The following is an 18,853-nucleotide window of genomic DNA, read 5'->3' on the forward strand; positions in this document are numbered from 1 at the left end:
GCCCAATAACTCGGCTCGATGACGTCGGACAGGAAAAACTCAGATGATGGATGTGCGATCCCCTTTGGCCAGCGTTGGCCTGTGCGCCGCCTTGTTGCTGGCCGGCGGCTGTTCCCCAAGCGATGAGCAGAAACAGGCCACCCTCGAAGAGAAAACCGCGAAGTTCGAGCAGTCCCTCGACAGCATCCAGGATCCGAAACTGCGCGACGCCATTGCCGACCTCGGCGGCTCGCTGCTGCTGCTGGAACGGGCGCGGGTCAAGCTCGCCACCAAGCCCATCGAGGCCGAATACGGCGAGGACAGCCTCGCGCTGCTCAAGCACTACCCCACGCCGCAAGGGCTGGTGGACACCTACATCAATGGCTTGTTCGTACTGCGCAAAGCCTCACATTCCGACTACCTGACCGATCTGCAGCCGGTCTTCCCGTTCAACTTCAATGTGCCGGACCAGTTCCCCTTCCCCCACGGCCTGGAATGGCAGTCCGTCACCTTGAGCAACAACAAGGTCGTGCCGTTCCAGCCGGAATGGTCGGAAACCGATCCCGGCATCCAGTTGAGCCCCAGCAGCTCCAACCTGACCAACCCGGATGACCTGACGGTCACCTACCCGTTCATCGATGGCATCGAGACGGAAAACAAAAGCCAGCCGCAACCCGTTCGCCTCAAAGGCGCAGTGGAAGTGATCGCGCCGGGCAAGGTGCTGACCTTCGACTTGTCGAAAAAGGACGTCGGCCACAAACGCACCGAAGGCAATATCACCGTCAACCTGCTGCTCCTGGAAAAGAACTACGCCGAAATCGAACTGACCAACAGCCAACCACTGGCCCCCGAAGTGGGTGACGAATCGCCTAACCCCTTGCTGGTACAGGCGCGGGACAGCACCGGGCAATTCCTCACACGCTCGGGTTCGATCAACGAAAGCAGCGCGCAAGTCGAGTTCTACCAGAAGCAATTGGCCGAGATGCAAAAACAGAAGGCCTGGTCCGATGGGTTTGAAAAGCAACTGGTCGATGAGCAGAAAGCCTTCGAACACAAGCAGAGCAGCCATTACGCCAAGGTCTATTTCAATGGCCTGATCGACACCCTGCAGATCAACGTGCTGGATTTCTCCACGGCCACGGTCACCCGCAAGGACCTCGACCTGCCGGTCCTGCGCTTCGACAAGAACAGCCTGGAAAAAACCGTACAAGCCTTGCCCATGCCGGTCACCGTGTACGACGACGGCGCCGCCAGCTGGCTCAAGGACGCCTCGTTGACCGAGGAACAACTGAAGAACAGCGTCACCATCAGCCAGTCCGTCGAAGACGCCAGCGCCGCCCATATCGTGTTCGACCACCCATTCACCTTCAATGACGACTTGGTGGGCAGCGAGCGCAACAGCAGCGAATCACCGGTGACGTTCTTCACTGCCGATGAGAAAGGTGAACGCGGCGAGCCCATCGAATTGCCGACCGAGGCGTATGAATTGAACCCGGCCCGCGGCACCCTCACCTACGATCTCAACCTGTTCCCGGAAAACCCGGCGTTTGTGGTGGGTTCGATCCCGCTGTTCCTGGCGACTATCGAGAAAGGCGACATCGATGCGGCCAAGCTGCCCAAGGGTTTATCACTCAAGGACAACGCACTGATCGTCGACCAAAAGGAGTTCCCCGCCGACAGCTGGCGCTTCTACGCCAAGGACGCCAGCGGCAACTACCTCAAGGAAATCCTCGGCGTCAGCCATCGCGCCGAGGAATACGGCACGGCCTTGTTTGACGTGCATTACTTCTACGGCCAGCCGACGGCACTGGAAAGCTACCAGCGCACCGACCTCAGTACCGTGCAATACGGCTTTGAGGTCAAGCTGGACAAACCCGAGAGCAAATAACCGCGCCTACAGCGCCAGTTGCTCATGGCTGCCATTGAGCTGCCGCAGATGGGCCTGCATGTGCAGGCACCAGATCTGCGGGTCACCCGCCAGCTCATAGCCATGCAGGGTCAGGCTGTCGACGATCGATTGCAGCATGCTTTCTGCCACGAAGGGCCCATGAAACGGGCCCTGGGACTTGATTGTGGAAGGCTGCTCACCCGTCATTCCGGCGGCAAACAACAAGGTCCACATCCCGTTATCCCCCGCGAGCGGGCGAACGGAACATTCGATTCGGGTAACCAGGCCGAAGCACTGGCGGGTAAGGCAAAGGTTGCGCGGCATGGCGGCGACCCTCGGTAGATCGGTGTTCAGCCTCAACCTATGGCGAGGCTGTTTCTATCCAGCGACTCCTGTGGATATCCCTAAGGCTCAGAATAGAATAAAAACATGACAAACCAAGGCTGTAGGGACCAACGGACGTTGGCCCCTCGGAAGGACGTCAATTTAGTGACGTAACCAGATCCAAATGTGTGGGGGCTTGCTCCCGATGCAGTGTGTCAGTCGACATCTACATGACTGACCTATCGCAATCGGGAGCAAGCCCCCTCCCACATGTTTGATCCGGCCTGGCCTCAGAACTCAGGTGGGCTTGGCTTCGGCCAGCGCCTGCTGCGCCAGCTCCTTCTCCGCTTCCTTCAGGTCTTCCTCGCTGATCATCTCGGCAATCGCGCGCAAGCGCTCGACCACGCGGGCATTGACCGTGCCTTCCGGGAACTGCCCCTCGGCGTCCGGCTCACCGGCATCCTCGCCCACCAGAAGGCTCAATGCCTCGTCGGCCTGACGCACCGCGTAGATGTGGAATTGCCCGGCGCGCACGGCCTGCAACACCTTTTCATCCAGCATCAACGTGGCCACGTTCGCCTGGGGAATGATCGCCCCTTGCTCGCCGGTCAAACCGCGGGCTTCGCACAGGCGGAAGAAGCCTTCGATCTTCTCGTTGACCCCGCCCACGGCCTGCACTTCACCAAACTGGTTGATCGAACCGGTGATCGCAAAGCACTGCTTGAGCGGCGTCTTCGACAAGGCCGAGATCAACGTGCAGGCCTCGCCCAGGGACGCGCTGTCACCGTCCACGTAACCGTAGGACTGTTCCAGCGCGATACTCGCCGAGATCGCCAGCGGAAATTCCTGGGCATAGCGGCTGCCCAGGTAACCGGTGAGGATCATCACGCCTTTGGAGTGAATCGGCTGCCCGAGGTTAACTTCACGCTCGATGTCGACGATTCCGCTGCCGCCCGGGTACACCGTGGCGGAAATCCGCGCCGGCACCCCGAACGCCGAGTCGCCGACCTCCAGCACCGTCAGCCCGTTGCACTTGCCGACCGCCGCGCCGGCGGTGTCGATCAGGATCACCCCGGCGAGCATATCGTCGAGAATCCGCGCCGACACACGCCCGGTGCGCGTGGCCTTGGCCTTCAGCGCGCGCTCGATATGGCCCGCATCGGTCATCTCATCGCCTGCCAGGTGCCGGATAAAGTCCGCTTCGCTGACCAGCTGGAACAAATCCCCAATACGTGCCGACAAACGGCCCTGGTGCTCCGCCAGCCGTGCGCTGTAGGTGGCCAGCCGCGCCACCGCGTCCGAAGTCAGCGGCGCCATGCCTTCTTCCGAAGTGCGGGTCTTGAGCAACTGGGCGAACTGCTCCAGGCTCTCGTCCACCATCGGAATATCTTCGTCGAAATCCACCAGCACCCGGAACATCTCCTGGAAGTCCGGATCGGCGTCCTGCAGCGCGTAATACAACTGGCGCGAACCGATAATGATGACTTTGACCTGCAATGGGATCATCTGCGGGTTAAGGGTCACGGTGGCCAGGCGGCCCAGTTCGCCCAGGGGCGATTCCATCTTCAGCTTGCGCGACTGCAGGGAACGCTTGAGGGCGTCCCACACAAACGGCTCGCTGAGCATCTTCTCGGCTTCAAGAATCAGAAAACCGCCGTTGGCACGGTGCAACGCACCCGGGCGTAACTGCCGATAGGTGGTGTACAGCGCGCCCTGGTCGGTGCTGTATTCGATACGGCCGAACAGGTTGTCGTAGGTCGGGTGCGGTTCAAACACCACCGGCGCGCCACCGTTGACCGCATGGCCCACCACCAGGCTCGGGCAGTATTGCTCTTCGAGCAGCTTGCGGGCCTGGGCGTCGGTCTTGGCGTCGTCCACCAGTTGCTCGACCACGGTTTTCAGCAGGTACACCTGCATGGCCTGCAGGTAACCGCAGACACCGGCGTTCTCCGCGTACTTTTCCGACAGCGGTGCGAGCAAAGGCTGCAGGGCCAGGGTGATGGTTTCTTCGTTGAACTGACGCAGTTGGTTATTGGACTCGCGCTTCCACTGGGGCAGGCTGGCCAATTCCTCGTTGAGGCGTTCTTCCAGCTCGGAAATATCCGTGTGGAAACGCTCGCGATCCACTTCCGGCAGCTGGGAGAACTCGGCCTCATCCAGGGCCTTGCCGTCGAGCATCGGGGTGAAGGCGATATTTGAGCTGTCGCGGTACAGCGCCACGTCCTTTTCCAGGGCCAGGCGCTCGATCACGTCCAGGGCCTTGTCATAGCGCTGGTTGAAGGCGCGGTCGATGGCACTCTTGCGCTGCTGATAAGTCGGGTGTTCGAACACCGCCGGGAAGGTCGCGACGAGGTTGTCGACCAGGCCATTGATATCGGCAATGAACGCCGCCGCACCGCCGCCTGGCAATTCCAGGGCGCGGGGTTCGCGAGGCTCGTCAAAATTGTTCACATAGACCCAGTCTGCCGGGGTCTGCAGGCGCTTGCCCTCGGCTTTCAGGTAGCGTTTGACGAACGAAAAGCGGCCGGTACCCGGCTCGCCCATGACAAATACGTTGTAACCGGGGCGTGGCATGGCCACACCGAACTGCAACGCTTCAACCGCACGTTCCTGGCCAAGCACACCGCGAAAGGGCTCCAAATCATTGGTGGTCGAGAAGCTGAACTGTTCAGCGGAGAAAGGGCGAGTCAGCGCTTCGGGCGCTAGACGCAAGCTGGCAGCAACAGGATCAGGCATCGGGCTTCCTTACATCAGGCGGGGCAGATGACGGCATTCTGGCTCCCTGTTGCGCGCTCTGGCAAGGCGCGCCGTTGGGAAACCCTGGACACGGGAGGCGCCCTGCCAAAAAAATCGCGACAATGCTGATTGTTTTATAAAAACACACGGAACCCTTGGAACGTGCCTAAACTCCAAACTGCGCGGGTTGGACTAATAACCGATCCCTAGGGCGCTATGAAGTGCCTGAACCCTTGTCCATTGGTTTGCACACAAAGAGAACAAAGCTATGAAACGGATCCTTCTCGGTACTCTCTTCACCGTCGTCTCCCTCAATGCAATGGCTGAAGCACCAGGTGGCCCGAACTGCGGTTGGGGCAACATGTTGTTCGAAGGCCAGCGCGGTACTCCAGCTCACTTCCTGGCTTCCACCACCAACGGTACTTCGGGTAACGCCACCTTCGGCATGACCTCGGGCACCAACGGTTGCAGCACCAACAGCGCGCTGACCTACGGCGGCAAGTCCTGGATTGCCATGAATGGCATGATGAACGAGCTGTCCGAAGACATGGCCAAGGGTAATGGCGAAGCACTGACCACCTACGCCGTGGTACTGGGCGTTGCTCCGGAAGATCGCGAGCACTTCGCTGCCGTGGCTCACGAACACTTCCAGCAAATCTTCAGCAAGGCCGATGTGACCGCTGAAGACGTGCACAACAACACCCTGGCTGTACTGAAAGGCGATGCCCGTCTGGCGAAATACGCTACCCAGGCTTAAGCTCGTCCTGCCCGCGCCTACCCAGGCGCGGGTTTTATTTTTGGACCCGCCTCTCCTTGGGTCTCTCTAATTTCCGACTTAAGTTGCCCCTATGCTCAAACGCTTTGCCTGGATGGCACTCTTTGCCTGCGCCCCGCTGTACGCGGCACCGCATCTTGATGATCAACGTTTGCAGCAACTGGCCAATGATCCGTTCTGGCTTTCTCTGGGCCATTACGAAGCCGGCAAAGTCAGTGGCTGGCGCAGTTATGTCAGTGAAAAGAAATTCTTCCTCGCCGCCGATGGCGCCCACCACCCGGATGCAGAACTCAAGGCCACCGTTGAAGCGCTTTACGCTCCGGCCAGCCTGGGTGAAAAACACGCTCAATGCGTTTACCCCGCACGTACCCGCTGGCTCAAGGATCAGTTGCACCTCACTGACCTGCCCGCCGTGGACTGCAAGGAATTCAAGCAGTGGTTCAAGGACGTCGCCCCCCATAGCGCAGTGATGATCTTCCCGGCGGCCTACCTCAACAGCCCGTCGTCGATGTTCGGCCACACCCTGCTGCGTATCGACCAGGCCGACGTGCAAAGCAACAAGACTGCGCTGCTCAGCTACGCGATCAACTTCGGCGCCTATATCGAAGGCTCGGACAACAGCATCCTGTACGCCTGGAAAGGCCTGATGGGCGGCTACCCCGGCCTGTTCGCCCTGGTGCCCTACCAGGAAAAACTCTCCGAATACCGCAGCCTCGAAAACCGCGACCTGTGGGAATACCGCCTCAACCTCACCCAGGTCGAGACCGAGCGCATGGTCGAACACGTGTGGGAGCTCAAGCAGATCCAGTTCGACTACTTTTTCTTCGATGAAAACTGCTCCTATCGCCTGCTGGAGCTGCTGCAAGTGGCGCGCCCCGGCCTGCGCCTGACCGAGCAATTCCCGCTCACCGCGATCCCCACCGACACGGTCAAGGCCGTGAAGGACGCGGGCCTGGTGGAAAAGATCGACTACCGTCCCTCCCGCGAGCGCGAGTTGCTGGAGCGTGCCAAGCCGCTGAACAGCGACGAGCAACAATGGGTGTTGAAGGTCAGCGACGACCAGCAGCAATTGCAGGCGCCAGCCTTCAAAGCATTGCCTCGCGACCGCCAGGCCCTGATCATCGACGCCGCCTACCGCCTGGGCCGCTACCGTGCCAATGGCCTCGAGCGCGACACCGCACGCTCCCAACGCAGCTTCGAACTGCTGCGCGCGATCAACCAGAACCCCGCGCCCGACCTGACGATCACGCCCCCCGGCCTGCCCGAAAACGGCCATGAATCGCGCACCTGGCAAGCCGGCCTCGGCACCCGTGGCGACAAGGCCTTCGGCGAATACGGCCTGCGCATGGCCTACCACGACCTCAACGACAACGCCGAAGGCTTCCCCCTCGGCGCGCAGATCGAAATCCTGCAGATGAAACTGCGCCAGTACGAAGGCAACCACTGGCAACTGCAGCAACTGGACCTGGCCACCATCCGCTCCCTGACCCCGCGCAACGCCTTGCTGCAGCCGTGGTCCTGGCAAGTTACCGGCGGCCTGGAGCGGGTGCCCGGTAAACACGACGACGAAACCCTGGTCGCCCACGTCAACGGCGGTGCCGGTGGCACCTGGCAACTGCGCGACGACATGCTCGGCTTCGCCCTCGGCACCGTGCGCGTGGAACACAACAACGACTTCAACGAAGCCATCTCCCCTGCTGCCGGGTTCAATACCGGCGTGCTGTGGAAAAACCCCCTGGGCAACTTGAGCCTGGAGGCTAAAGGAGACTTCTTCACCAATGGTGAAGTGCGGCGCAGCATCAGCCTGAACCAGCAGTGGGAACTGTCCCGTAACCTGGGCCTGCGCCTGAGTGCACAGCGCGAGTACAGCCACTTGTCGACGCCGGTGAATGAAGTGATGCTTGAGGTGAAGTGGTATCACTACTGACCAACGCCTGGCGAACATCAAAAATGTGGGAGGGCCTTGCCCCCGATGGCGGCGGTTCAGTCCAGTATCGAGTGGCTGGCGCACCTCTATCGGGGCATGGGTCTCTACACAACTTTTCAGATCCTGAAAAATTCCCCTGTGGCGAGCGGGCTTGTCCCGCGTTGGGCTGCGTAGCAGCCCCAGTAAAGAAGAACGCGGTGTATCAGACACCCTGTAGAGGCTGGTTTTGGGGGGGCAGGGTCAGCGCCCACCGCTCGATCTCATCGTGCTCCACACCTTTCTCACACCCCTTTCACACCTCCCCGACAAATCCCTATCTAGACTTCTCCTATCAGCCGTGAAACGGCCAGGGAGCAAGCAATGTGGCGGTATGCAGTAATGCTGTGTGCGGTGGTGTGGCTATCGGGTTGCCAGTCAACCCATCAGGAATTGCTGGCTCGGGGCTATCCGCCCGCCTTTGCCGATGGTTTTGACGATGGGTGCAGCAGCGGCCGCCAGGCGGCGGGGGTGATCACCGGGGTGTTTCGCAAAAACGTGCCGCGTTACCTGAAAGACCGGGTCTACGCCGAAGGCTGGGAGGATGGTTTTCGCCAGTGCAAGGCCATGCGCGAGAACGAGGAGCTGCGCGACTACAAGGACAATCACTGGGATGACCGTGAACGCGCCTGGCAACAGGAGAAGAACCGGGATGCTGCGCGGGCCTATCGCTCGCAATAGGTCGCTTTCAGACATTCATCGAAACTAAAGCGCGGCGAACATGGCCCAAGCTCCATAGAGGGAGAACGTCATGAGCCGAGCTTTTGTAAATGAGGACAACGCCGCCGCCCAGGCCGATCAGCCGGTGGAGCGCCAGGTCAGTGAGCAGCCCAATCGCCTGACCGCCCAGGGGTTGGCGCAATTGCAGGCCAAGGTTGCGCAGCTACAGGCCGCCCACAGCGCCGAGTCCGCCAAGGGCGAACAGGCCGATAAGCAGCGCCAGGCCGACCTTGAGCGGGATTTGCGCTACTTCAACCAGCGCGTGCAAAGCGCCCAGGTGGTGGCGCCCGCTACGTCTACCGACAAGGTGCAGATCGGCAGCTGGGTGACGTTCGCCAATGAGCATGACGAACAGCAGCGCATTCAATTGGTCGGGGAAGACCAGGCCGATGCCGGCGCCGGCCTGATCAACTGGGGCTCGCCCCTGGGCCGTGCCTTGCTGGGCGCCCAGGTGGGTGACGAGGTGCTGTGGAAGCGCCCCGTCGGCGATCAGTTGATCGAAGTCCTGCGCATCGAGGCCGAGGCTTAGACGATGCCCTGGGCCAGCATCGCGTCGGCAACCTTGACGAAGCCCGCAATGTTCGCGCCCTTCACGTAGTTGATCCGACCGTTCTCTTCGCCGTAGTGCACGCAGGCATGGTGGATCGACTGCATGATGTTGTGCAGCTTGCTGTCCACTTCACCGGCGGTCCACAACAGGCGCATGGCGTTCTGCGACATCTCCAGGCCGCTCACGGCGACGCCGCCGGCATTCGATGCCTTGCCCGGCGCAAACAGAATGCCCGCCTCGATAAAGATATCCACAGCCTCAAGGGTGGTCGGCATGTTGGCGCCTTCGGCCACGCAGATGCAGCCGTTGCGCAGCAGCGTGCGGGCCGCTTCGGCGTCGAGTTCGTTCTGGGTAGCGCATGGCAGGGCAATGTCGCAGGCCAGTTCCCAAGGAGTCTTACCGGCGCGGAATTCCAGGCCGTAACGGCCGGCCAGTTCGCTGATGCGCCCGCGCTGCACGTTTTTCAGCTCCAGCAGCGCCGACCATTGCTCCTCGGTCAAGCCGCTTTCGGCGTAGAGCGTGCCTTCGGAGTCGGACAGGGAAATCACCTTGCCGCCCAGGTCCATGACCTTGCGCGCCGCATACTGGGCGACGTTGCCGGAGCCGGAGACCGCCACGCGCTTGCCTTCCACCCGCAGGCCATCGCGCTTGAGCATTTCTTCGGCGAAGTACACACACCCGAACCCGGTGGCTTCCGGGCGGATCAGGCTGCCGCCGTAGGTCATGCCCTTGCCGGTGAGCACGGAGGTGAATTGGTTGCTCAGGCGCTTGTACTGGCCGAACAGGAAGCCAATCTCCCGGGCGCCCACGCCGATGTCGCCGGCCGGCACGTCCACGTCTGCGCCGATATGGCGGTACAGCTCGCTCATGAACGCCTGGCAGAAGCGCATGACTTCGGCATCGCTCTTGCCTTTGGGATCAAAATCCGAGCCGCCCTTGCCGCCGCCCATGGGCAGCGAAGTCAGGGAGTTCTTGAAGGTCTGCTCGAAGGCGAGGAACTTCAGCACACCCAGGTTTACCGACGGGTGGAAACGCAGGCCGCCCTTGTAGGGGCCGATGGCGCTGTTCATCTGGATACGAAAGCCGCGGTTGACCTGGACCTTGCCGTGATCATCGACCCACGACACCCGAAAGGTAATCGCACGCTCCGGCTCGCAGATGCGCTCCAGGATGCCCGAGGCCAGGTAGTGGGGATTGGCTTCAAGAAACGGCCACAGGCTGCGTAGGACTTCTTCTACCGCCTGGTGGAATTCCGGCTGGTCGGGGTCGCGTTTTTTCAGGCGGGCGAGGAAGGATTCGACGGATTCGATCATGAAAAGTCTCGGCAAATTGATTGTTTTTAAATGAGATTGAGCCGGACTTTATCAATTCATGTCGCACCGCGACAGGGCAAAATGTCGCTTTTGTGAATTTAAATGGTGCATTAGATATAAATAAACCCAGGAAAAAGGGATTTATCGCACTTAAAAGGGGATTGCCAAGGCAGGTTATGCACCAGCAGGGAAAAAGCTATCGGGGGCAAGCCCCCTCCCACATTTGATCGGTGTGGGTCAGGAAAAATGTACAAAAAAAACGGAGCCCGAGGGCTCCGCTTTTTTCACACCAGCCGGATCAGGCCAGTTTTTTGTGCCGTACACGGTGCGGCTGGGCGGCAGCTTCGCCCAGGCGCTTTTTACGGTCCGCTTCGTACTCGGTGTAGTTGCCTTCGAAGAACACCGCTTGCGAGTCGTCTTCGTACGCCAGGATGTGGGTCGCGACGCGGTCAAGGAACCACCGATCGTGAGAGATCACAATGGCGGCGCCCGGGAAGTCCAGCAGGGCTTCTTCCAGGGAACGCAGGGTTTCAACGTCGAGGTCGTTGGACGGTTCGTCGAGCAGCAGGACGTTGCCGCCCTCTTTCAGGGTCAGGGCCAGGTGCAAGCGACCGCGCTCACCACCGGACAGGTCCTTGACGAACTTCTGCTGGTCGCCGCCCTTGAAGTTGAAACGGCCGACGTAGGTGCGCGACGGGATTTCATAGTTGCCGATGCGGATCTGGTCGGAACCGTCGGAAATTTGCTGGAACACAGTCTTGCTGCCATCCAGGTCTTCGCGGCTCTGGTCCACACAGGCCAGTTGCACGGTTTCGCCGATTTCGATGCTGCCCGAATCCGGCGTTTCCTTGCCCATCAGCATGCGGAACAGGGTGGATTTACCCGCGCCGTTACCACCAATGACGCCGACGATCGCGCCTTTTGGCATGGAGAACGACAGGTTGTCGATCAGCACGCGATCGCCATAGCCTTTGCACACGTTCTTGAACTCGATGACCTTGTCACCCAGGCGCGGACCGGCCGGAATGTAGATCTCGTTGGTTTCGCTGCGCTTCTGGAATTCCTGCGACTGCATTTCTTCGAAGCGTTGCAGACGTGCCTTGGATTTGGACTGGCGGGCCTTAGCGCCTTTGCGCACCCACTCCAGTTCTTCCTTCATGGCTTTTTCGTGGGCCGATTGCTGCTTGGATTCGGCGGCCAGACGGTCGGACTTGGCTTCCAGCCAACCGGAGTAGTTGCCCTCGTAAGGGATACCGGCGCCACGGTCAAGCTCGAGGATCCAGCCGGCAACGTTGTCGAGGAAGTAGCGGTCGTGCGTGATCGCAACCACGGTGCCGGGGAAATCGTGCAGGAAGTGCTCCAGCCAAGCGACGGAGTCGGCGTCCAGGTGGTTGGTCGGTTCGTCGAGCAGCAGCATGTCGGGCGCCGACAGCAGCAGGCGGCACAAGGCCACGCGACGTTTTTCACCACCCGACAGATGTTCGACCTTGGCGTCCCACGCCGGCAGGCGCAGCGCATCGGCGGCGACTTCCAGCTGGCGCTCCAGGTTGTGACCGTCGCCGGCCTGCAGGATGGCTTCGAGCTTGGCTTGTTCAGCGGCCAGCTTGTCGAAGTCGGCGTCCGGTTCGGCGTAGGCGGCGTAGACCTCGTCCAGGCGGGCCTGGGCGTCCTTGATCACGCTGACGGCTTCTTCGACCACTTCACGCACGGTCTTGGTCGGGTCCAGGATCGGCTCCTGGGGCAGGTAACCGATGTTCAGTTCCGGCATCGGGCGGGCTTCGCCTTCGAACTCGGTGTCGACGCCGGCCATGATTTTCAGCAGCGTGGACTTACCCGAACCGTTGAGGCCGAGCACGCCGATCTTGGCGCCGGGGAAGAAGGACAGCGAAATGTTTTTCAGGATTTCCCGCTTCGGAGGGACAACTTTTCCCAGCCTATGCATGGTGAAGACGTATTGAGCCATGGTGAACCTAGCGTCAGTGACTGATGAATTAAGCGGGCGAAGCCCGTGCCAGGCCATGCGCCGCGCGGGCCGTTGACTATCATCAATGCCAGCGAGCGGAAAAAGCCTGAATGTCTGGGGCTGGAACGCCCCCGCGTAACCGGCAAAGCTACCTGAATGCGCTTGGTCAGTCCAGCCAAGCAGGGCTGGCACTTTGCCACAAGTCAAGGCATGCTAGCCGCCCTTCGGGCGTCCGGCTTATAGTGCACGTCGCGCGCCAGTCCAGCCAAACCGCAGGATCACAGCTTGTCCAAAGTCACGCCGCCAACGCCCTTGCGCGCCGCTCATGTAGCGCCGGGAACGCCCCTGCACGGCACCCTCAAAGGCGCATTGGCGACGCTCGTCCTCCTGCTGCTCGCATTATTGTTCTGGCAACTGCTGGACCAGTTGCAGCAAAACCAGAAAAACCAACAGCAATACACCATCGACTACAGTGCCGACCTGGCTGAACAAATCAGCCTGAACATGGCCCTGAGCGCAAAAATTGCCCTGAACCTGCTACCGATGGTCGAGCCGCCACGCGACATCGAACAGCAACAGGCCTTGACGCGCACGTTGCAGCGCTCGCTGCCGGAACTGCGCAGTATCGCCCTGCTGGCGCCCAGCGGCGCGATGATCAGCGACAGCGCCAATGACAGCCAGGACAGCGCCTGGCTGGAAGAGTTGGTGCAGCGCAGCCACGGCCAACCCTATTACCTGAGCAATAACAACGACGGCACCCTCATCTATCTGCTGCTGCACCAGCCCAGCGGCGGCTCAAGGATGTACTGGGCGCTGCGCCTGGCACCCGAGTACCTGGTCAACCTGACCCGCCAGGACAGCCAGGGCCAACGGCCGATGTGGGCCATCGAGAACCGCCTGAACCACCGTGTGGTCAGCCGTGACAGCGGCATGCCGGCGCAATGGGGCGACGCCCTGACCCCGGATGACCTGAATAAAAGCGTGCTGGTCACGCCCCTGAGCAAAAGCGACTGGCAATTGCGTGGGATGTTCGACCGCGCAGCCGTGCTGGAACAACTGCTGCCGGCGTTTATCGGTAAATGCCTGCTGGGCCTGGCCTTCTCGCTGATCCCCGTGATCGTGTTGCTGAATATGCGTCGCCGCCAGCGCCAGGTGCATGAAGGCCGGCGTCGGTATCAGGATATTTTCGAAGGCACCGGCGTCGCCCTGTGCGTACTTGACCTGTCGGGCCTGAATGCATTCTTTGGCAAGGTGCACTTGCAGACCCGCGAGCAACTGCACGCCTGGCTGCAAACCTCCCCCGAGGAATGCCGGCAGTTGCTCACCGAACTGCGCATCACCGAGATCAACCAGGTGGCGGTGAGCCTGCTCAGAGTGGGCTCCTGCGAGGAAGCGTGGGAGCGGCTGATCGATGATTGCCCGCGCAACACCACGTCCATCGGACATCAGATACTCGAAGCGGTCCTGACCCAACAGAATCAGCTTGAGTTGGAAATCCAGCTCAAGGATGTGGCCGGCAACGAACAGTACCTTTGGATGGTGATGCGCCTGCCGGAGCAGCAGGACGACTTCAAGGCGGTGATCCTCAGCATCAGCGACATCACCAGCCGCAAGCTGATCGAGCTGTCGCTGGTGGAACGCGAAAGCTTCTGGTCGGACGTGGTGCGTACCGTGCCCGACCACTTGTATGTGCAGGACGTGATCAGCCAGCGGATGATCTTCAGCAACCACCATCTGGGCCACACCCTCGGCTATACCAAGGCCGAACTGCAGCAAATGGGCGAGTATTTCTGGGAAATCCTGCTGCACCCCGAAGACGCCGAGCATTACCACGATTTGCGCCAGCAGCAACGCCAGGCCGGCTACGCGACGCAGTTGCACTGCCAGTTGCGCTTTCGCCATCGTAACAACCAATGGCGGCGCTTTGATATCCGCGAGCAGGCCCTGGCGCGGGACAAGTCGGCGCAAGTCACGCGCATCATCGGTGTGGCCAAGGACATCACCGACCAGATCGAAGCCAGCGAGTCCCTGCGCGACAGCGAAAAGCGCTACCGCATGCTGGCCGAAAGCATCAGCGACGTGATCTGCTCCACCGACAGCCAACTGGCCCTCAACTACATCAGCCCGTCGGTCAACGCCGTGCTGGGTTACGACGTGGACTGGGTATTCAAGAACGGCTGGCAGTCGATCATCGCCAACCCGCAGCAACTGACCGGCATCTATAGCTTGCTGGAACAGGTCAGCCGGGCGCTGGGCGATCCCGACGCGCTGAACAGACTCCGCGATCAAGTGCAGACCCAGTTGTTCCTGTTCGACTGCCTGCGCGCCGACGGCCGCAAGGTGCCGATCGAGCTGCGCCTGGTGCTGGTGTGGGATGAGCACGGCGCCTTCGAGGGTGTCCTCGGCGTGGGCCGCGATATCAGCCAGCAACGCCGCGCGGAAAAAGACCTGCGCATGGCCGCCACCGTATTCGAACACTCCACGTCGGCGATCCTGATCACCGACCCGGCCGGTTATATCGTGCAGGCCAACGAGGCGTTCAGCCGGGTCAGCGGTTATGCGGTGAGTGACGTACTCGACCAGTTGCCGAACATGCTCACCGTCGACGAACAACAGGAAGCCCACCTGCGCTACGTGCTCAAGCAATTGCACCAGCACAGCACCTGGGAAGGCGAAGTGTGGCTCAAGCGCCGTAACGGCGAGCACTACCCGGCCTGGGTCGGCATTACGGCGGTGTTCGACGACGAAGGCGACCTGGCCAGTTATGTGTGTTTCTTCAGTGATATCAGCGAACGCAAGGCCAGCGAACAGCGCATCCACCGCCTGGCCTACTACGACGCCCTGACCCACCTGCCCAACCGCACGCTGTTCCAGGACCGCCTGCACACCGCGCTGCAATCAGCCGAACGGCAGAAGTCGTGGGTGGTGCTGATGTTCCTTGACCTTGACCGTTTCAAGCCGATCAACGACTCCCTGGGCCACGCCGCCGGCGACCGCATGCTCAAGGAAATGGCGACCCGCCTGCTCGGTTGCGTGGCCGAAGACGACACCGTGGCACGCATGGGCGGCGACGAGTTCACGTTGCTGCTGCAACCACGGGTCAACCGCGAAATGGCGCTGAACCGCGCGATCCATGTGGCCGAGCAGATCCTCGCCAGCCTGGTGAAGCCCTTCGTGCTGGAGGGTCGCGAGTTCTTTGTGACCGCCAGTATCGGCATCGCACTCAGCCCCCAGGACGGCAACGAGCTGAGCCAACTGATGAAAAACGCCGACACCGCGATGTATCACGCCAAGGAACGCGGCAAGAACAACTTCCAGTTCTATCAGGCCGATATGAACGCCAGCGCCCTGGAACGCCTGGAACTGGAGAGCGACCTGCGCCACGCCCTGGAGCAGGACGAATTCGTGCTCTATTACCAGCCGCAGTTCAGCGGCGACGGCAAACGCCTGACCGGCGCCGAGGCGTTGCTGCGCTGGCGCCACCCACGCCGTGGACTGGTGCCGCCGGGGGACTTCATTCCGGTGCTCGAAGAGCTGGGCCTGGTGGTGGACGTGGGCGACTGGGTGATCAGCGAAGCCTGTCGCCAGCTCAAGACCTGGCACCAGAACAAGGTGCGGGTACCGAAAGTCTCGGTGAACATCTCCGCGCGACAGTTCTCCGACGGCCAACTGGGCACGCGCATCGCCACCATCCTCAAGGACACCGGCCTGCCGCCGGCGTGCCTGGAACTGGAGCTGACCGAAAGTATCCTGATGCGCGAAGTCAACGAAGCCATGCACATCCTCGACAGCCTGAAAAACCTGGGCCTGAGCATCGCGGTGGACGACTTCGGCACCGGTTATTCGTCCCTCAACTACCTCAAGCAATTCCCCATCGACGTGCTGAAAATCGACCGCACCTTCGTCGATGGCCTGCCCTCCGGCGAACAGGATGCACAAATCGCCCGCGCCATTATCGCCATGGCCCACAGCCTCAACCTGGCGGTGATTGCCGAAGGTGTGGAAACCCATGAGCAGCTGGACTTCCTGCGCGAGCATGGTTGCGACGAGGTGCAGGGGTATCTGTTCGGGCGGCCGATGCCGGCACATCGGTTCGAGGCGCAGTTCAGCAATGATGCGCTGTTCATGTTCGATTGAGCGGTGTGATGAGGCCGGCACAGTCACCGCCCATCTCGAGATGAGCCCCACTTGTCCGCGACATGATGTCCTTTCATATGCCATCTAAAACCCATTGGGTTAGAATGCCCTCCTTTTCTGCCCCCGATCCTTGAGGACCGCCATGTTCAGCCGTGATTTGACTATTGCCAAGTACGACGCCGATCTCTTCGCCGCCATGGAGCAAGAAGCCGTGCGCCAGGAAGAGCACATTGAGCTGATCGCTTCGGAAAACTACACCAGCCCTGCGGTGATGGAGGCTCAAGGTTCGGTTCTGACCAACAAGTACGCCGAAGGCTACCCAGGCAAGCGCTACTACGGTGGCTGCGAGTACGTCGACGTGGTTGAGCAACTGGCCATCGACCGTGCAAAAGAACTGTTCGGCGCCGATTACGCCAACGTCCAGCCGCACGCCGGCTCCCAAGCCAACAGCGCCGTGTACCTGGCCCTGCTGCAAGGCGGCGACACCATCCTGGGCATGAGCCTGGCCCATGGCGGTCACCTGACCCACGGCGCCAGCGTTTCCTCCTCCGGCAAGCTGTACAACGCCGTTCAATACGGTATCGATGCCAACGGCCTGATCGACTACGACGAAGTCGAGCGCCTGGCGGTCGAGCACAAGCCAAAAATGATCGTGGCCGGTTTCTCTGCCTACTCGCAGATCCTCGACTTCCCACGCTTCCGCGCCATCGCCGACAAGGTGGGCGCCTACCTGTTCGTCGACATGGCTCACGTAGCCGGTCTGGTCGCCGCTGGCGTCTACCCGAACCCTGTGCCTTTCGCTGACGTGGTGACCACCACCACCCACAAGACCCTGCGCGGTCCACGTGGTGGCCTGATCCTGGCGCGCGCCAACGCCGAGATCGAGAAAAAGCTGAACTCCGCCGTATTCCCGGGCGCCCAGGGCGGCCCACTGGAGCACGTGATCGCTGCCAAGGCGATCTGCTTCAAGGAAGCCCTGCAGCCTGAGTTCAAGACCTACCAGCAACAAGTGGTGAAAAACGCCAAGGCCATGGCCGGCGTGTTCATCGAGCGTGGTTTTGACGTGGTGTCCGGCGGTACTGAAAACCACCTGTTCCTGCTGTCGCTGATCAAGCAGGACATTTCCGGTAAAGATGCTGACGCCGCCCTGGGCAAAGCCTTCATCACCGTGAACAAAAACTCCGTGCCGAACGACCCACGTTCGCCGTTCGTCACCTCCGGCCTGCGCTTCGGCACCCCGGCTGTGACCACTCGTGGCTTCAAGGAAGCAGAGTGCAAGGAACTGGCCGGCTGGATCTGCGACATCCTGGCGGACCTGAACAACGAAGCCGTGATCGACGCGGTGCGTGAGAAGGTCAAGGCCATCTGCAAGAAGCTGCCGGTATACGGCGCGTAATACAAAGAAGCCCACTGTAGGAGCGAGCTTGCTCGCGAAAAACGTCAACGATAACGCGTGCATCTTGGGTGCACGCGTTGCCTGTGAGTTCTTCGCGAGCAAGCTCGCTCCTACAGGTGGGCTTTTTTATGCCTGATAGACCCGCTCAAAGCCTTCTCGGATCTTGTCCTCCGGCAATTCATCGGCAATAAACACGATCACACTCTCCCGCGCCTCACCCTCGGCCCATTCGGTATCCCAGTCGAAACCATAGAGCTTGAGCACGCCCTGGAACACCATGCGACGGTCTTCGCCGGCAATATTGAGTACGCCCTTGTAGCGCAGCAGCTGCTTGCCATGGTCTTCCAGCAGTTCGTTCATGAACTCACTGAGACGGTCGATATCCAGCGGCTGGTCGGTGCGCAGCACCAGGCTGGAAATACGGTCGATGGACGGCGCCTTGCTCACCGGGCGCAGGCTCATGCCGGCGTTGAGATTGAAGCCGCGCACATCGAGCAGTTCGGCCAGATCAATCTTGCCGTGCTCAACCACGCGAATCGGCGCGCGGCGGTTGATGCGTGTGAGGCGCTCACTGAGTGCCTCGAAGGCAGCGTCATCCACCAGGTCTCGCTTGCTCACCAGCAGCCGGTCGGCAAAACCGATCTGCGCCTGGGCGATGGTCTGGGTTAGGTGGTGCTCGGCGTGGGCGGCGTCCACCAGGGTGATGATGCCGTCGAGGATGTAGCGCTCGCGCAGCTCCTCATCGATGAAAAAGGTCTGGGCCACCGGCGCCGGGTCGGCCAGGCCGGTGCACTCGATCACCAGGCGGTCGAAGGCGATCTCACCGCTGTCCAGGCGCTCGAGCAACAGATACAGGGCTTTGGTCAGGTCGGTGTGGATGGTGCAGCACACGCAGCCGTTGGACAGGGTCATGACTTGCACCGGTTCTTCGCCCAGCAATTGGGTGTCGATACCGGCGTCGCTGAATTCGTTTTCGATCACGGCAATTTTCAGCCCGTGCTCTGCCTTGAGCAGATGGCGCAGCAAAGTGGTCTTGCCCGCGCCGAGAAAGCCGCTGAGAACGGTGACTGGAATGGGAGAGGACAAAAGAAATTCTCCTTAAAGGAACA

12 protein-coding genes are annotated in these 18,853 nt (G+C 60.9%); 7 read left to right on the plus strand and 5 right to left on the minus strand.

Annotation, left to right across the window (positions count from 1 at the left end):
- Positions 1–43: 43 nt before the first annotated feature.
- Positions 44–1,867 carry a hypothetical protein gene (locus BB029_RS04010; RefSeq protein WP_083236332.1) on the plus strand — a complete coding sequence of 608 codons (1,824 nt, stop codon included), beginning with the start codon at positions 44–46 and terminating at the stop codon, positions 1,865–1,867.
- Positions 1,868–1,873: 6 nt separating this feature from the next.
- Here BB029_RS04010 and BB029_RS04015 read toward each other — a convergent pair whose 3' ends face one another.
- The gene (locus tag BB029_RS04015; RefSeq protein ID WP_027605329.1) at positions 1,874–2,191 is read right to left on the minus strand and encodes a hypothetical protein; all 318 of its coding nucleotides are present in this window, start codon (positions 2,189–2,191) and stop codon (positions 1,874–1,876) included.
- A 297-nt stretch (positions 2,192–2,488) separates the two neighbouring features.
- Entirely contained in the window at positions 2,489–4,927 is a 2,439-nt protein-coding gene (locus tag BB029_RS04020) for a Lon protease family protein (protein ID WP_065938302.1), read from the minus strand.
- A gap of 268 nt (positions 4,928–5,195) precedes the next feature.
- On the opposite strand from BB029_RS04020, the gene BB029_RS04025 reads away from it, so the two are divergent.
- From BB029_RS04025 to BB029_RS04040, 4 genes are all read left to right on the plus strand, one after another.
- Complete coding sequence (locus tag BB029_RS04025; RefSeq protein WP_027605327.1) at positions 5,196–5,684, plus strand: DUF3015 domain-containing protein; 489 nt, start codon at positions 5,196–5,198, stop codon at positions 5,682–5,684.
- Positions 5,685–5,775: 91 nt separating this feature from the next.
- Entirely contained in the window at positions 5,776–7,629 is a 1,854-nt protein-coding gene (locus tag BB029_RS04030) for a DUF4105 domain-containing protein (RefSeq protein WP_065938303.1), read from the plus strand.
- A gap of 360 nt (positions 7,630–7,989) precedes the next feature.
- On the plus strand, positions 7,990–8,346 hold the full coding sequence (locus BB029_RS04035; protein ID WP_065938304.1) for a hypothetical protein: 357 nt from the start codon (positions 7,990–7,992) through the stop codon (positions 8,344–8,346).
- Positions 8,347–8,416: 70 nt separating this feature from the next.
- On the plus strand, positions 8,417–8,914 hold the full coding sequence (locus BB029_RS04040) for a GreA/GreB family elongation factor (protein ID WP_027605322.1): 498 nt from the start codon (positions 8,417–8,419) through the stop codon (positions 8,912–8,914).
- Here BB029_RS04040 and gdhA read toward each other — a convergent pair.
- Complete coding sequence (gene gdhA, locus BB029_RS04045) at positions 8,911–10,248, minus strand: NADP-specific glutamate dehydrogenase (RefSeq protein WP_065938305.1); 1,338 nt, start codon at positions 10,246–10,248, stop codon at positions 8,911–8,913. The two genes, BB029_RS04040 and gdhA, sit on opposite strands and share 4 nt — an antisense overlap.
- Positions 10,249–10,546: 298 nt before the next feature.
- Positions 10,547–12,211, minus strand: a complete 1,665-nt coding sequence (gene ettA / locus BB029_RS04050) for an energy-dependent translational throttle protein EttA (protein WP_027605320.1) — start codon at positions 12,209–12,211, stop codon at positions 10,547–10,549.
- Between the two features lie 285 nt (positions 12,212–12,496).
- Here ettA and BB029_RS04055 point away from each other — a divergent pair, with 285 nt between their 5' ends.
- Together BB029_RS04055 and glyA are read left to right on the plus strand one after the other, a co-directional pair.
- Positions 12,497–16,348, plus strand: a complete 3,852-nt coding sequence (locus tag BB029_RS04055; protein WP_065938306.1) for a bifunctional diguanylate cyclase/phosphodiesterase — start codon at positions 12,497–12,499, stop codon at positions 16,346–16,348.
- A gap of 142 nt (positions 16,349–16,490) precedes the next feature.
- Complete coding sequence (glyA, locus tag BB029_RS04060) at positions 16,491–17,744, plus strand: serine hydroxymethyltransferase (protein WP_017528864.1); 1,254 nt, start codon at positions 16,491–16,493, stop codon at positions 17,742–17,744.
- A 126-nt stretch (positions 17,745–17,870) separates the two neighbouring features.
- Here the strand turns inward: glyA and yjiA are convergent, their stop codons facing one another.
- Entirely contained in the window at positions 17,871–18,830 is a 960-nt protein-coding gene (gene yjiA, locus BB029_RS04065; protein WP_065938307.1) for a GTPase, read from the minus strand.
- Positions 18,831–18,853: the final 23 nt, after the last annotated feature.

It is taken from the genome of Pseudomonas sp. S3E12, from assembly GCF_001702295.1.
Classification (GTDB): domain Bacteria; phylum Pseudomonadota; class Gammaproteobacteria; order Pseudomonadales; family Pseudomonadaceae; genus Aquipseudomonas; species Aquipseudomonas marginalis.

Excerpts from the sequence above, each read along its gene's own strand:
- BB029_RS04010 (WP_083236332.1), top strand. The coding sequence starts at position 44 with ATGATGGATGTGCGATCCCCTTTGGCCAGCGTTGGCCTGTGCGCCGCC.
- BB029_RS04015 (WP_027605329.1), bottom strand. The coding sequence starts at position 2,191 with ATGCCGCGCAACCTTTGCCTTACCCGCCAGTGCTTCGGCCTGGTTACC.
- BB029_RS04020 (WP_065938302.1), bottom strand. The coding sequence starts at position 4,927 with ATGCCTGATCCTGTTGCTGCCAGCTTGCGTCTAGCGCCCGAAGCGCTG.
- BB029_RS04025 (WP_027605327.1), top strand. The coding sequence starts at position 5,196 with ATGAAACGGATCCTTCTCGGTACTCTCTTCACCGTCGTCTCCCTCAAT.
- BB029_RS04030 (WP_065938303.1), top strand. The coding sequence starts at position 5,776 with ATGCTCAAACGCTTTGCCTGGATGGCACTCTTTGCCTGCGCCCCGCTG.
- BB029_RS04035 (WP_065938304.1), top strand. The coding sequence starts at position 7,990 with ATGTGGCGGTATGCAGTAATGCTGTGTGCGGTGGTGTGGCTATCGGGT.
- BB029_RS04040 (WP_027605322.1), top strand. The coding sequence starts at position 8,417 with ATGAGCCGAGCTTTTGTAAATGAGGACAACGCCGCCGCCCAGGCCGAT.
- gdhA (WP_065938305.1), bottom strand. The coding sequence starts at position 10,248 with ATGATCGAATCCGTCGAATCCTTCCTCGCCCGCCTGAAAAAACGCGAC.
- ettA (WP_027605320.1), bottom strand. The coding sequence starts at position 12,211 with ATGGCTCAATACGTCTTCACCATGCATAGGCTGGGAAAAGTTGTCCCT.
- glyA (WP_017528864.1), top strand. The coding sequence starts at position 16,491 with ATGTTCAGCCGTGATTTGACTATTGCCAAGTACGACGCCGATCTCTTC.